Genomic DNA, 12,918 nt, shown 5'->3' with positions numbered 1-12,918 from the left:
GTTCTTGCAGTCCTGCTCGGTGTCGGAATATGCTTCCCATACCGAGAGGACTTGCGCGATGCGCTGGTTTCACAGGGAACGGCGGCCGGATATCTGGGAAGTTGCCGACGATCAGCCGTTGGGCGATATCGGTGCGGCCCACAAGATCCGTGATATTTGTGCTTCCGCCGGGACCATTGCGGAAAGGCTGGTGGCGTCCGGCGGACGCGATGCCGAGAAGAAGCTGGCCGCCGATGCCGAGCGATACCAGGCCGCCATCAAGCGCGCGCTCGAAATAGCGATGCAAATCTCCGACGATTCGATGCGTGACGTTTCAGTGAGCCAGATCGTCAAGCTGTGCGTGCAGGTGGACCATCTGAAGACCGCGAGGGTCCTGCTTCGCACCATCCGCTCGGAAAAGACCCGAGCCGAATTGGTTGCCGAACATCCGAAGCTGATCGATCAGGACGCCGCCAACTGAGGCGGCTCCCGATTCTGCTTCGATGGGGCCGGCGCCGCCCTGGCGCGCGTGCGCGTCGAGATCGCGACCGTCACCACGACGGCGGCGGCGAACAGCAGGATCTGCAGCGTGATGGTCTCGTCGTTGAAGAACGCCGCGAGCGCAAAGGTGACGAAGGGTTGCAGCAATTGAATCTGCGACACCCGCGCGATGCCGCCCATCGCCAGCCCCGCGTTCCAGGCGAAGAAGCCGATCCATTGCGAGAACAGCGCGACATAGAGCAGCCCGAGCCATGGCTTCAGCGCGATGCGGGTGATGTCGGCAGGCATGGTCAGCGCGGTCGCGGGGATCGAGAGTGGCAGTGCGATGACCAGCACCCAGCTGATCACCTCCCAGCCCGGCATCCGCGACGTCAGCCGGCCGGAGAACGCATAGCCGATCGCGGCCACGGCAACGGAGGCGAACAGAAACAGGTCACCGGCCGAGAGCGTACCGCCGCCTTGACGCAATGCAAACGCGATCACCAGCGCGGCGCCGGCGACGGAGGCGATCCAGAATAGCGGCCTCGGCCGCTCATGGGTGATGGCGACGGCGACGAGCGCGGTGGCGATCGGCAACACGCCCAGCACCACGCCCCCATGCGATGCATCGACCCGCTGCATCCCGAGCGACATCAGGAGCGGAAACAGGACGGCGACGCAGAGCATGGCGATCACGAGTTGCGGCCACAGCGCGCGAGGCGGCAGTGGGCGGCGCAACACAAGGAGGAGCGCCAGCGAACACAGTCCGGCGATCACCGTGCGCAGCGAGGTCAGTGCAATCGGATCAATTTCCGCGACCGCGATCCGCGTCGCCGGCAACGTGCCGCCGAAGATCGCCATGCCGATGAAGCCCAGCAGCAGACCGAGGCGCTCGCGTGACGCAGGGGAAGTCATGACGCGAGTGGTTAGCTGTTTTGCCGGCCAGCGTACAGCAATCTACTCGGTGCACATGGCGGCTATGCGTGGCTACCTCGGAGCAATGCTGCTCCACACCAATCCGAGCCCCGACAGAAACAATAGCGCCAGCACGACGTCGTAGAAGTTTCGGTCGTTCAGGGCCTGGTAGGTGCGCATGCCGAGGCGGGCGCCGATCAGCGTGCCGGGCATCGCCAAAAGCGCCAGCAGGAAGACGTTCAGCTTCACGAATCCGGTGGCGGTCTGCAGGATCAGCGCGGCGCCGAGCACGGTGCCATTGAAGATCTGGAAAACACCGCGGCGCTGATCCTTGGTCCATCCGCGTATGCTGGCCCACAGGGTCGGAAGCGGGCCCGACAGCCCGGCGAGGCCGCCGAGAATGCCGCCGGCAAATCCGACGCAGGCATCGGCGATGCGGCCGCCGAAACGAAAAGCCATCGGCTTGCGGATGAAATAGAGCGCGGTCGGAAACACCAGCAGCATCACGCCGACGCTGAGCTTGAAGGTCTGCGGGTCGGCGCGCGCGACCAGCAGCGCCCCGATCGGCATGCCGACGAGTCCGCCGGCCACGAACGGCAAAGCCAGCTTGAAGTCGAGCAGCTTCCACATCGACGGCAATGTCGAGATCTGCGAGCTGACCGAACAGATCAGCACCAGCGGCACGGCAACGGCGGGCGGCAGGATGTAAAGCCAGATCCCGAGCGCCATCAGCGCCGTGCCGAAACCGGCAAGTCCGGACACAAAACCGCCGGCGAGGGCGCCGGCAAGCAAAATCGCGTAGGTGGCGACGTCCACTCTTTTTCCCCCTTCCGGGGCGATGCGCAGCATCGAACCCGGAATCTCGAGATTCCGGGTCTGGTCCTTCGGACCATCCCGGAATGACGATGATGATTTTGCGGCGACGTTTACACGAGACGGCGGACAGGTACTATCGCAATCCAAGCCTTCAACAATAACTTCATGGAAATGGCCTGATGAGCGCAACTTCTCCAAAAACCTTTCTCGTCTGTCACGGCGCATGGTCGGCGGGCTGGGCGTGGAAGAAGATGCATCCGCTGATGCAGGCGGCCGGGCATCGGCTGGTCACCCCGACCTATACCGGGCTCGGCGAACGCGCACATCTGGCGCATCCGGGAATCGATCTCAATTCGCATATCGAGGACATGCTGAATGTCATTAAGTACGAGGATCTGCGCGACATCGTGCTGGTCGGCCACAGCTATGGCGGCATGGTCGCCACCGGCGTCGCCGACCGCGCGCGCGACAAGGTCAGGCAACTCATCTATATCGACGCCTTCGTGCCGCAGGACGGCCAGTCGCTGCTCGATCTGAATGAGGTGGCGCGTCCGCGGATGCAGGAGCTCTCGAAGACCGGTGACGGCTGGCGCGTGCCGCCGAACCCGACGCCGCCGGATACCTCGCCGGCCGACGTCGAATGGCTGACGGCGCGGCGCGTCGACATGCCGATCAAATGCTTCGAGACCAGGCTCAAGCTGCAAGGCGGGCCGCTGACCCTGCCGCGCAGCTATATCTACGCCACGCGCATCACGCCGGCCGATACGTTCGGGCCGTTCGCCAGAATGACGAAGAGCGATCCAGCCTGGAACTATTACGAGATCGACGCCAGCCATTCGCCCAACGTCACCGCGCCGGAGGCGTTGATGGCGTTACTGCAAAAGATCGCCGCCTGAGGTTGCGGCTACCCGACAATATCCAGCACTCGCGTACGGATTGACTCTCCGCCGTACGCCCAACAAGCTGGGAACCGGTGGTGGACCTCGATCGCGGAGGGCGGGTCATGACAGCCAGAACGACGGCAGTCGTCGAGACGTGGTCGACCGGCTCGGTCGAGCCGGAACGGCGCCTGGACTATTGGATCGGCGCCGTCTGCGAATGTTTTCTCGAAATGGATATCACGACGCAGGTCCGCTCGGGCTTCGACTGCTCCGTTCAGCGCGGGCAACTCGACACCATCGGCATCAACCGCGTGCAGGGGTCGGCGCAGCACGTCTACCGCCGGAAAGCCAGCGTCGCGCGCAGCACGGCCAACTATTATTACCTGCTGTGCAAGACCGACAACGACTGGACGGTGATGCAGAACGGTCACGCCTCGCGGATGCGGCCGATGGATCTCGTCCTGCTGGATTCCCGGCGCTGCTATGAATTCAACTTTCCGGTGAACGCAGACACGCTGTCGCTGGAGCTGCCGATCCACTGGGTCGAATCGTGGATATCAGATCCCGAGCGGCGCATCGGGCAGCGCATCGACGGTCGCGCCGGCTGGGGCGCGGCGCTCAGCGCATTTGCCTGCCAGCTAACTCCTGAGCTCGCGACTGACCGGCCGCTGCCGGCGCGGGTTCTGACCGACCAGCTCGGCGCGCTGCTGGCGCTCGGGTTCGGCAGCGAGATTCCGGCCACACCCGCCGAGCAGCGCGATGCCGCAAGGCTTCTGGACCAGATCGGCCGTGCCATAAGGCTGCGCTATGCCGAGCCGGGACTGACGGCTGTTGCGGTCGCGGAGGATTTGCGTGTCTCGGAGCGGACCTTGCACCGCTGCCTCAACAAAGCGGGCCTGACGTTCAGCGGTCTGCTCAACGATTGCCGGATGGCGGCGGCGCGCCGAATGCTGAGCGAGCCGCGGTTCGATCGCATCAGCGTCGGCGGCATCGGGCTGCGGGTCGGCCTGTCCGATCCCTCCCACTTCATCCGTCAATGCCGCAAGTTCCTCGGCATGACCCCGGGCGCGTTCCGGCGGCAGCGCTAAAGGCTTGTAATCCCCTTGGCGTAAATCGCCGATGACGGTGGCCGAATCTGGCCATCCGGCACGGACGCCTGTCCCTATCAAAGGTTCGATTTTTCTAAATCGAGGGGAGGCGGGAATGGCAGACACTTATGTTCTGGTTCACGGCGCGTGGCACACCGGCGCCGAAATGGAAGCGGTGGCCGGACATCTGCGAAACAGCGGCCACGTCGTGCATTGCCCGACGGTGGCCGGCAACAACAAGGACGACGATCGCGAGACGATCGGGCTGGAGCAGGCGATCTCGTCCGTCGTTGCCTACATCGAAGCGAACAATCTGCGCGCCATCCGGCTGGTCGGCCACTCCTATGGAGGGATGGTGATTTCGGGCGTCGCCGACCGCCTGACCGACCGGATCAAGCGGCTCGTCTATGTCAACGCCTTCGTTCCGCTGGACGGGCAGTGCCTCAACGACATGGTGCCGCCGCACTATGTCGGCCTGTTCGACGCGGTGGCGGCCGCCAACAAGGGCGCCGTGATGCTGCCGTTCGAAATCTGGCGCGATGCCTTCATCAACGACGCCGACCTCGAACTGGCAAAATCCGCTTTCGCCAAACTCAATCTGCATCCGTACAAGACATTCACCGACAAGATCGCGCTGAAGCATGCGCTGGCGGAGCTGCCGGTCGGCAAATCCTATGTCAATTGCCGGCAGGACATCGCCTTGCCGCACAGCCTGCCATGGCATCCGCGGTTGTCGGAGCGGCTGGGGCTGTTCCGGCTGGTCGAATGCGACGGCAGCCACGAGATGTTCTTCAGCAACCCGGCGCGGCTGGCACAGGCGATCGCCGAGGCGGGGCGCGACTGAAATCGATCCGCGTCCTCGGACTGTCCACAAATTGGCGAGGGGTCCGGCGTGTTCGCGCCGAACCCCTCATTTCAGCAAGACGCGTTTTCTTCGAAAACGCTTTCGCACAAAATATCAGCCAGCCTGTAAGCCGGGTTCTGTAGGGCACCACTCACTTGCGCAAGTGATACGTGACGGCCATTCCTCTGGGACCATGTTTGCACATGGCCTCGAGCAACCTACCCGGACGGCGAGCCTGACATCGCCCTGCGGTGTTATCGCTTTCGCGAACGGACCCGCGTTGCCGTCCCTATTCGGTTTTGCTCCCGGTGTGGTTTGCCATGCCGTTTCCGTTGCCGGATACGCGGTGCGCTCTTACCGCACCTTTTCACCCTTGCTCCGTCCGGAGACGGGGCGGTTCGTTCTCTGTGGCACTTTCCCTGGGGTCGCCCCCGCCGGACGTTATCCGGCACCGTATGTCGATGGAGCCCGGACTTTCCTCCCCCGCAGCCTTTCGACCATAGCGGGAGCGGCCGTCCGGCCGACTGACCTCATACGCATGGGGATTTCGGTGCGCCGCGTCAAGGGACCGCGATGGTTAATCGGGTTCCATACGTGCAATTTTGACAGAAGCGGCACGGCGGCATTTGATGCGGGCTGATCGAATTGAGGACGAATAGCGGACGCGCGATGAACATTCCTGCTGGTCTTGGTGAAGCATTGCTACATTGCGCCTCCGATGCGATCATCGCGACCGATCGTGAGGGGCGCATCATATTCTGGAATCCCGGTGCCGAGCGGATATTCGGATTCGCCGCTGGGGAGGCCGTCGGCCAGTCGCTTGACCTGATTATCCCTGAGAATTTGCGCGCGCGGCACTGGGCCGGTTTTCGTCATACGATGGAGACCGGAACGAGCCGCTACGGCCACGGCGATCTGTTGTCCGTGCCAGGACTGACTAAGGATAGTCGGCGGATCTCGGTCGAATTCACCATCGTGTTGCTGCGAAATGAATTGCAGGAGGTCACAGGGACGGTGGCGGTCATGCGCGATGTGAGCAAGCGCTTTGCCGAAGTCAGGGAGCTGAAGCGGAAACTCGCTGAGGCCGGCGGGCAGTCCTGAATACCCACTGGCGTTGTTCATGTTTCCGGTATGAAGTCGTCCCTCTCGGAGGGCCGCTCCACCGCCAAAATAAATTTCCCTGACGATGTCGTCTTCCGTGCCGCCCGTTCGACTGGGTGTCGGCGATCCAGCCGATCAAGAGGAGTTTGAAGATGCAGTACCTGTTGTTGATCTACCGGAGTGATGCGGAATACGGCCGCATGACCGCGGATGACCGCAAGAAGCTGACGGGGGAATATGGTGCGTATACCCAGTCGATCATCCAGAGCGGCCATTTCAAGGCTGGCGATGGCCTGCAGCCGACGACGACCGCGACCACGGTGCGGGTTCGCGACGGCAAGACCCTAACGACGGACGGTCCGTTTGCGGAAACGCGCGAGCAACTCGGCGGCTACTATCTGGTCGAAGCCAAGGATCTCGACACCGCACTCGGCCTGGCCGCGCGGATTCCCGGCGCCAAGACAGGTTCGATCGAGGTCAGGCCGGTCATGGTTTATGACTAGGTGTCTCGTCATTCCGGGGCGTCCGCAGGACGAACCCGGAATCTCGAGGTTCCGGGTTCGACGCTTCGCGTCGCCCCGGAACGACGACTCCAAACGGCAGATTCCATGACCCCGGTTGAGGTCGAAAAGATATTTCGCGACGAGGCTGGCAAGGCGCTGGCAACCCTGATCCGCCTCGTCGGCGACTTCGATCTGGCGGAAGAGGCGTTGCAGGATGCGGTTGCGGTGGCGCTGGAACGCTGGCCCGCGGCCGGCCTGCCTTCCAATCCGCGCGCCTGGCTGGTCAATGTCGGCCGCAACAAGGCGGTCGATCGCGTTCGCCGCAATGTTTCGTTTCGCAGCAAGCAGCAGCAATTGACACATGAGCTGCTGCTCAACGCGTCCGCGCCGCGCGAGGACGCCGACAACGCGCTCGACGACGACATGCTGCGGCTGATCTTCACATGCTGCCATCCGTCCTTTGCCGCAGAGGTGCAGGTCGCGTTGACGCTGCGCACGGTCTGTGGCCTCACGACCGCGCAGGTCGCGCGCGCGTTTCTCGCCAGCGAAGACGCAATGGCGCAGCGTCTGTTGCGGGCCAAGCAAAAAATCCGTCTCGCCGGCATTCCCTATGAGGTGCCGGAGCGCGACGCGCTGGAGCCGCGGCTGCGCGGCGTGCTCGCCGTGATCTATCTCGTGTTTACCGAGGGCTATGCGGCGACATCAGGCGAAGATCTGATGCGGCCTGATCTGGCGCGCGAAGCGATCCGGCTGGCGCGGCTGCTCGACGCGCTGATGCCGGGACGCGGCGAGATCAAGGGTTTGCTGGCCCTGATGCTGCTGCACGATTCACGCCGCGCCGGCCGCGAGACCGCAGGCGGCGATATCGTGCTGCTGGAAGAGCAGGACCGCACCCTGTGGGATCGCGGGCAGATATCGGAGGGCCTGCTTCTTGTGGAAGAGGCGCTGCGGATGCCGGGCCGGCCGCAATCCTATGCGGTGCAGGCGGCTATCGCCGCGCTGCATGCGCGGGCAGCCAACTATAAGGACACGGACTGGCGGCAGATCGCCGGCCTCTATGAAGTGCTGCTGCGGATCAGCCCGTCGCCGGTGATCGAACTCAACCACGCCGCCGCGGTGTCGATGGTCGACGGGCCGGTGCGGGCGCTCGACCTGATCGATGCGCTGGAGGCGCGCGGCGGGCTGAAGGGGTATGAGCTGCTGCCGGCGGTTCGCGCCGATTTGCTGCGCAGGTTAGGCCGGCGTGACGCGGCGCGGGAGGCGTATCAGGCGGCGACGGCCGCGACGCAACTGGAGCCACTGCGGCGGTTTTACGCGCGGCGCATTGCGGAGCTCAATTGAAGGGGCACCCAAGGGCCTGGAGCAGGATGAGAACAGGTTGGGCCGTGACGACGGACCATCTCTTTCCCTCCCGGAAGCAGGCGGCGTAAGTGCTGCAGGCCGGGGCTATTCTACTTTGCATGGGGTTGTTTTCGCGATTTTGTGTCTGGGCCCAGCGGTGCACCGCCAAAGGTATCTGCACGGACCGGTACACGAGATCGTTCGTGCTTCGACCGCATCTAGCGCGCCGCGACGGCCTCGTAGATGTCCTCTTCCTGCGCGGTGTGCAGGCGCACCAGGGTCTCCACCGCCTCGATCAGCCGCTGCGCGTCGCGAATGAGATAGCGGTCGACATTCTCCGACGGCAGCTCCTTCGCCACGGCGGCGAGCAGCCTCGCAAGATGAAGTATCTCGCGATGTGCCCGGCTCATCGCCGAGAGCCCATGGGCTTCCCTCAGCACCTCGGCGAGTTGGGGATAGACATGGCCTTCGTCGTCGCGCTCATGCGCGACCACCTTGTCCTGAACCAGGACGTTCGCTTCGGCGATCAGCGCGGCGGCACGCTCGGGGCCGGCATCGTCGAGCGCGTCCACGATCGACCGCAGCCGGTCGAGACTGCGGAGCAGAGCAAGGTGATTGTGATGCAGTTCGCGCCCCGCCGCCGCGGTCATGCTTCTGACGCTGCGGACGCCTGCCGGCTTGAGCGCGCGCAACGCATTGAGAATCACGGCAACGTCGATCAGCTCCTGAAGGATGGCGGCCGGCACCGGCATCAGCCAGCCCAGAACCGCCGCCAGCATGGCCAGCATCGAAAGTCCCATCCCCACGACGATGCTTTGGATGGCGATGTGCCGGGCCCGCCGCGCGATCGCGATCGCCTCGCCGACGCGATCGAGCCGGTCGGCAAGAATGACCACATCCGCTGCTTCCGAGGATGCGCTGGCACCGCGTGCGCCGAGCGCGATCCCGACGTCCGCCGACGCCAGGGCCGGCGCATCGTTGATGCCGTCGCCGACCATGATGGTTGGATGGAGCCGCTGCTCCGAGCGCACCGCGTCGACCTTGTCGGAAGGAACGCGTTCGGCAAGCACGCCATCTAGATCGAGCGCGGCGCCGATCGCCTGCGCGGCGGCGGCGCGGTCACCGGTGACCATCAGGATACGGGCAATGCCGGCCTCGCGCAGCAGGCGGATCGCCCGCGGCGTGTCGGAGCGGAGTTCGTCGGCCAGCAGCAATGCGCCGACCGGCCGCCCTTCGACCGCGATGAATACGATCAGGGCCGACCGCCATGAAGCGCGCCGGATGGCCCGCGTTGCCCAATCGGCGACGGGTTCGCCGGTAAAGATCATCTCGCGCGAACCGGCGATCACACGTCGTCCGCCGATCACGCCCTGCAGCCCCGAGCCCATGGATTCCCTGACCCGTTCGGGCAGTTCGAGCTGCAGGCCGCGCTCGGCCGCGGCCTGCACGATGGCGTTGGCAATTACATGATGCGACGCCTGCTCCAGCGAGGCGCCCAGCATCAATATCTCTTCGGCGGTCTCGCCGGGCGCTACTTCGACGGAGAGCAGGCGCGCTCCGCCGACCGTCAGCGTCCCGGTCTTGTCGAACAGCACGGTATGCGCGCGCGCCAGCGCCTCCAGCGGCCCGCCGCCCTTGACGAGGATGCCGCGCCGGGCCGCTTGCGCCACGCCGGCGATGAAGGCGACCGGTGCCGCCAGGATCAGCGGGCACGGTGTGGCCGCCACCAATACGGCGAGGCTGCGCAGCAGATCGCCGGAGATCAGCCAGGCGACGAGTGCGAGCGCCAAGGTGACGGGCAGGAAGATCAGCGCATAGCGGTCGGCCAGCCGCACGAACGGTGCCTTGGCGGTCTGCGCCGCGGTCACCAGCCGCACGATGCCGGCATAGGTGCTTTCGCCGGCAAGCGCGGACACCGACATCTCAAACGTCTCGCCGGCATTCAGCGAGCCGGAAAAGATGGCGGCGCCGCGCGCCCTGGCGACCGGAATCGGTTCGCCCGTGAGGGCGGATTCGTCGATCGTTGCAGCGTTCGAGTTGACGACACCGTCGACTGGCACGACTTCACCGGCGTGCACCAGAAGCCGGTCACCGACGGCGACGGCGGATATCGGCACTTCCTCGACGCGGCCCTCGGCAAGGCGATGCGCCTCCCGCGGCGCGCGGTCGACCAGCGAGCGCAAGTCGCGCTCGGCGCGGGCAACCGCGATCTCCTCGAGCACGTTACCGCCCGAATACATCAGCGCCACGACGGCCCCGGCCAGTGGCTGGCCGAGTACGACTGCGGCACTCATCGACACCAGCGCGATCGCATCGACACCGAGCCGGCCGCCCAGCAGGTCGCGAGCCATCGAAACCGCCAATCCCGCGATCACGGGCAAGGTTGCAAGCGTCCAGCACAGCTCGGCTAACGCCGGCCGGCCGGCGAGTGCAGCGGCGAGTCCGGCCGCAAGTCCAGCAATCGCGATCGAGACCAGCGCCCATCGCATAAAGCGCTCAAATGACATTGGTGCGTTCCGTGCTCATGCCGCTCGCGGCTTGTCGCTGAAATCGCGTCACCTGCCATTGAGGGAAATCAACTGCCGTGCTGGCTGGTCCGCCGCTATCGGCGGCCGAAGAGACATCTAGCCGGAAGCGAACTACTTCGCCGCAACCACCGTCGTGGTCGCACCCGCCGGCAGGCTCGCCAGCAGCGCGTGCAGCGTGCTCATGGTCGAGTGATCGGCGATGCCGTCGACGCGCGCGGGACGGAAGTGGCGCTGGAACGCGGTGACCACTTCCATGGTCGGGCCGTCAAACTTGCCGTGGGTCGGGATCTTGTAGCCATATTTGGCAAGCGCCATCTGCAGGCCTGCGACGTCGTCGCTGATGCTACCGAGCTTGAGCGGTTCGCCGCGCACGATCGGTGCCGGCTGCACCCAATGGCCGACGCCGGAATTGGCCAGCGAATGCCACGGAAACTTTTCGCCCGGATCCCTTTTGCGTGCCGGGGCGACATCGGAATGCGCGAGCACGCGATGCGAAGGTATCTTGCGGCGGAGCATGATGCCGCGGCACAGCGCGATCACGGCGGCGATCTGGCGCAGCGGGAAGTCGGGATAGCCCCAGTCATGGCCGCGATTGATGATCTCGATCCCGATCGAGCAGGAATTGATGTCTTCCTCGCCGGCCCAAAAGGACACGCCGGCGTGCCAGGCGCGCTTGGCTTCCGGCACGCATTGCACGATGCGGCCGTCTTCCAGCACGATGTAGTGCGCTGACACGTCGGTGCCGGGGGTGCAGAGCTGGGCGATCGCGCCTTCCACATCCGGCATGCCGGTGTAGTGCAGCAGGATCATGTCCGCGAGGCGGCCCTTGGTGCGGTCGCCAAAGTTCGGCGACGGGATGACGTCGGATGCGATCGAGGAATCTGGAGTAAAGGTCTTCATGTCGGCGTTGGCCCTGGGAACGGGGAGGGCGCGTTGACGCCTCGAATCAATACCAGCAGATGCGAACGAACCAGTAGCCATTTTTTGAACCCAAACCGGGCGGGAGAGCGGCAACATCGTGTCCTAGCGGCAATACCGTTTACTATTCATTTACCTCGCGCTCGCGCAATCCGGCGCTCGAGTTCCAGCTCGCATTTTGACCGAGTGTGTGCGAGGCGCATCACCGGCTTTTAGTGGCTCTAAAGCGCGCAAAACCCGCAGCCGACCATCAACGCTTTCTTAACGCTAAGTGCCGTTACTAAGTGGTGAAGAGCCGAACCGGGTTGGGGACGGCCGAGGCCCTCTTTCGCGCTCGAAATGCCATGGCAACCCAGCAAATTCCGTCCGGAAATGAGGGGGCGCGAGGCCGGGCCAGAGGCGGCAATCGTGCCTGTTCGCGGCTTTTTGGCCGGAAAAGCCCGGCGAAGCGCAGAGATTTGAGGCGCAATGGGCCCGTTCGCGTCCAGTTTTCATACCATCGACTGGAAAACGCCAGGGGACGGCGCATGAGCCCGGCTGCGCCGCGCCATATCTCCGTTCTCGGCCGCGAGGCGGTCGAGATGCTCAACCCTAAGGACGGCGGCATCTATGTCGACGCGACCTTCGGCGCCGGCGGCTACAGCCGCGCCATCCTCGCTGTCGCGGGAACCCGGGTCATCGGTATCGACCGCGACCGGTCGGCGGTTACCGGCGGATTCGATCTGGTCGATCAGTCCGGCGGCCGGCTGACCTTGGTCGAGGACCGATTCTCCAACCTTGCAGACGTCTGCGCGGCGCAAGGTGTGCCCGCGGTGGACGGCGTCGTGATGGATGTCGGCGTTTCCTCGATGCAGCTCGATCAGGCCGAGCGCGGCTTCTCGTTCCGGCTCGGCGGCCCGCTCGACATGCGGATGGGCCATGACGGGCCGACGGCGGCAGACGTCGTGGCGAAGGCCTCCGAGGCCGATCTCGCCAACATCATCTATATCTTCGGCGAAGAGCGCCATTCCCGCGCCGTCGCACGCGCCATCGTGGCGGCGCGCAAGGAAGCGCCGATCACGACCACGCAAGCGCTGGCCGATATCGTCGGCAAGGTGGTGCGAAGCAAACCGAACGAGATTCATCCGGCGACGCGCACTTTCCAGGGCTTGCGAATCTTCGTCAACGCGGAACTCGACGAATTGCATCTGGCGCTTGCGGCGGCCGAGCGCGTGCTGAAACCCGGCGGCCGGCTCGTGGTGGTGTCGTTTCATTCGCTGGAAGACCGCATCGTCAAGGATTTCCTCAACGCGCGCGGAAAGACCGGCGGCGGTTCGCGGCACTTGCCCGAACTGGCGCAGGCTGCGCCGAGTTTTCAGATTTTGACCAAGCGTCCCGTTACCCCTGGCGAAGCCGAAGTGGCTGCCAATCCGCGCGCGCGTTCCGCAAAGCTGCGCGCCGCCGAGCGCACGATGGCGCCGGCGCACGCCCCAGACCGCCTGCCGGCATGGCCCATTCTGGCCGACGTGATGAGGGGAGGCTGAT

12 protein-coding genes and 1 other RNA gene are annotated in these 12,918 nt (G+C 64.8%); 8 read left to right on the top strand and 5 right to left on the bottom strand.

Annotation, left to right across the window (positions count from 1 at the left end):
* Nucleotides 1-58 precede the first annotated feature (58 nt).
* Entirely contained in the window at nucleotides 59-460 is a 402-nt protein-coding gene (locus JQ624_RS04515; RefSeq protein ID WP_212417643.1) for a hypothetical protein, read from the top strand.
* Here JQ624_RS04515 and JQ624_RS04510 read toward each other — a convergent pair.
* Entirely contained in the window at nucleotides 442-1,374 is a 933-nt protein-coding gene (locus JQ624_RS04510) for a DMT family transporter (protein WP_212417642.1), read from the bottom strand. The two genes, JQ624_RS04515 and JQ624_RS04510, sit on opposite strands and share 19 nt — an antisense overlap.
* Before the next feature lie 72 nt (nucleotides 1,375-1,446).
* Nucleotides 1,447-2,190: a sulfite exporter TauE/SafE family protein gene (locus JQ624_RS04505; protein WP_212417641.1), complete on the bottom strand. Its 744-nt coding sequence runs from the start codon at nucleotides 2,188-2,190 to the stop codon at nucleotides 1,447-1,449.
* A 179-nt stretch (nucleotides 2,191-2,369) separates the two neighbouring features.
* Between JQ624_RS04505 and JQ624_RS04500 the strand changes: the two genes are divergently transcribed.
* The 3 genes from JQ624_RS04500 to JQ624_RS04490 all read left to right on the top strand — a co-directional run bounded on the left by JQ624_RS04500 (nucleotide 2,370) and on the right by JQ624_RS04490 (nucleotide 5,003).
* Nucleotides 2,370-3,086 carry an alpha/beta fold hydrolase gene (locus tag JQ624_RS04500; RefSeq protein ID WP_212417640.1) on the top strand — a complete coding sequence of 239 codons (717 nt, stop codon included), beginning with the start codon at nucleotides 2,370-2,372 and terminating at the stop codon, nucleotides 3,084-3,086.
* A 107-nt stretch (nucleotides 3,087-3,193) separates the two neighbouring features.
* Complete coding sequence (locus tag JQ624_RS04495; RefSeq protein WP_212417639.1) at nucleotides 3,194-4,159, top strand: AraC family transcriptional regulator; 966 nt, start codon at nucleotides 3,194-3,196, stop codon at nucleotides 4,157-4,159.
* A gap of 115 nt (nucleotides 4,160-4,274) precedes the next feature.
* Complete coding sequence (locus tag JQ624_RS04490; RefSeq protein WP_212417638.1) at nucleotides 4,275-5,003, top strand: alpha/beta fold hydrolase; 729 nt, start codon at nucleotides 4,275-4,277, stop codon at nucleotides 5,001-5,003.
* A 110-nt stretch (nucleotides 5,004-5,113) separates the two neighbouring features.
* Here JQ624_RS04490 and rnpB read toward each other — a convergent pair.
* An RNA gene (gene rnpB, locus JQ624_RS04485) (RNase P RNA component class A) lies at nucleotides 5,114-5,531 on the bottom strand.
* 141 nt (nucleotides 5,532-5,672) lie between these two features.
* Between rnpB and JQ624_RS04480 the strand changes: the two genes are divergently transcribed.
* The 3 genes from JQ624_RS04480 (at nucleotide 5,673) to JQ624_RS04470 (ending at nucleotide 7,948) form a co-directional block, all read left to right on the top strand.
* On the top strand, nucleotides 5,673-6,104 hold the full coding sequence (locus JQ624_RS04480; RefSeq protein ID WP_212417637.1) for a PAS domain S-box protein: 432 nt from the start codon (nucleotides 5,673-5,675) through the stop codon (nucleotides 6,102-6,104).
* Nucleotides 6,105-6,256: 152 nt separating this feature from the next.
* Nucleotides 6,257-6,607, top strand: coding sequence for a YciI family protein (locus tag JQ624_RS04475; RefSeq protein WP_212417636.1), 351 nt, complete (start codon nucleotides 6,257-6,259; stop codon nucleotides 6,605-6,607).
* A 105-nt stretch (nucleotides 6,608-6,712) separates the two neighbouring features.
* On the top strand, nucleotides 6,713-7,948 hold the full coding sequence (locus JQ624_RS04470) for an RNA polymerase sigma factor (protein WP_212417635.1): 1,236 nt from the start codon (nucleotides 6,713-6,715) through the stop codon (nucleotides 7,946-7,948).
* A 218-nt stretch (nucleotides 7,949-8,166) separates the two neighbouring features.
* Here the strand turns inward: JQ624_RS04470 and JQ624_RS04465 are convergent, their stop codons facing one another.
* Both JQ624_RS04465 and JQ624_RS04460 read right to left on the bottom strand, forming a co-directional pair.
* Nucleotides 8,167-10,455 (bottom strand): heavy metal translocating P-type ATPase, encoded by a 2,289-nt coding sequence (locus JQ624_RS04465; protein WP_212417634.1) that lies wholly within the window; start codon nucleotides 10,453-10,455, stop codon nucleotides 8,167-8,169.
* A 132-nt stretch (nucleotides 10,456-10,587) separates the two neighbouring features.
* Nucleotides 10,588-11,376 (bottom strand): N-acetylmuramoyl-L-alanine amidase, encoded by a 789-nt coding sequence (locus tag JQ624_RS04460; protein ID WP_249129381.1) that lies wholly within the window; start codon nucleotides 11,374-11,376, stop codon nucleotides 10,588-10,590.
* A 545-nt stretch (nucleotides 11,377-11,921) separates the two neighbouring features.
* Here JQ624_RS04460 and rsmH point away from each other — a divergent pair.
* Nucleotides 11,922-12,917 carry a 16S rRNA (cytosine(1402)-N(4))-methyltransferase RsmH gene (gene rsmH, locus JQ624_RS04455; RefSeq protein WP_212417632.1) on the top strand — a complete coding sequence of 332 codons (996 nt, stop codon included), beginning with the start codon at nucleotides 11,922-11,924 and terminating at the stop codon, nucleotides 12,915-12,917.
* Nucleotide 12,918 lies beyond the last annotated feature (1 nt).

Source organism: Bradyrhizobium sp. AUGA SZCCT0283 (assembly GCF_018130385.1).
Taxonomy (GTDB): Bacteria; Pseudomonadota; Alphaproteobacteria; order Rhizobiales; family Xanthobacteraceae; genus Bradyrhizobium.
This window is presented reverse-complemented; position numbering and strand designations above follow the sequence as displayed.

What these genes read in the sequence shown, in the direction of transcription:
- JQ624_RS04470 (WP_212417635.1), top strand. Translation starts at nt 6,713, where the DNA reads ATGACCCCGGTTGAGGTCGAAAAGATATTTCGCGACGAGGCTGGCAAG.
- JQ624_RS04515 (WP_212417643.1), top strand. Translation starts at nt 59, where the DNA reads ATGCGCTGGTTTCACAGGGAACGGCGGCCGGATATCTGGGAAGTTGCC.
- JQ624_RS04490 (WP_212417638.1), top strand. Translation starts at nt 4,275, where the DNA reads ATGGCAGACACTTATGTTCTGGTTCACGGCGCGTGGCACACCGGCGCC.
- JQ624_RS04465 (WP_212417634.1), bottom strand. Translation starts at nt 10,455, where the DNA reads ATGTCATTTGAGCGCTTTATGCGATGGGCGCTGGTCTCGATCGCGATT.
- JQ624_RS04475 (WP_212417636.1), top strand. Translation starts at nt 6,257, where the DNA reads ATGCAGTACCTGTTGTTGATCTACCGGAGTGATGCGGAATACGGCCGC.
- JQ624_RS04495 (WP_212417639.1), top strand. Translation starts at nt 3,194, where the DNA reads ATGACAGCCAGAACGACGGCAGTCGTCGAGACGTGGTCGACCGGCTCG.
- JQ624_RS04510 (WP_212417642.1), bottom strand. Translation starts at nt 1,374, where the DNA reads ATGACTTCCCCTGCGTCACGCGAGCGCCTCGGTCTGCTGCTGGGCTTC.
- JQ624_RS04460 (WP_249129381.1), bottom strand. Translation starts at nt 11,376, where the DNA reads ATGAAGACCTTTACTCCAGATTCCTCGATCGCATCCGACGTCATCCCG.
- rsmH (WP_212417632.1), top strand. Translation starts at nt 11,922, where the DNA reads ATGAGCCCGGCTGCGCCGCGCCATATCTCCGTTCTCGGCCGCGAGGCG.
- JQ624_RS04500 (WP_212417640.1), top strand. Translation starts at nt 2,370, where the DNA reads ATGAGCGCAACTTCTCCAAAAACCTTTCTCGTCTGTCACGGCGCATGG.
- JQ624_RS04480 (WP_212417637.1), top strand. Translation starts at nt 5,673, where the DNA reads ATGAACATTCCTGCTGGTCTTGGTGAAGCATTGCTACATTGCGCCTCC.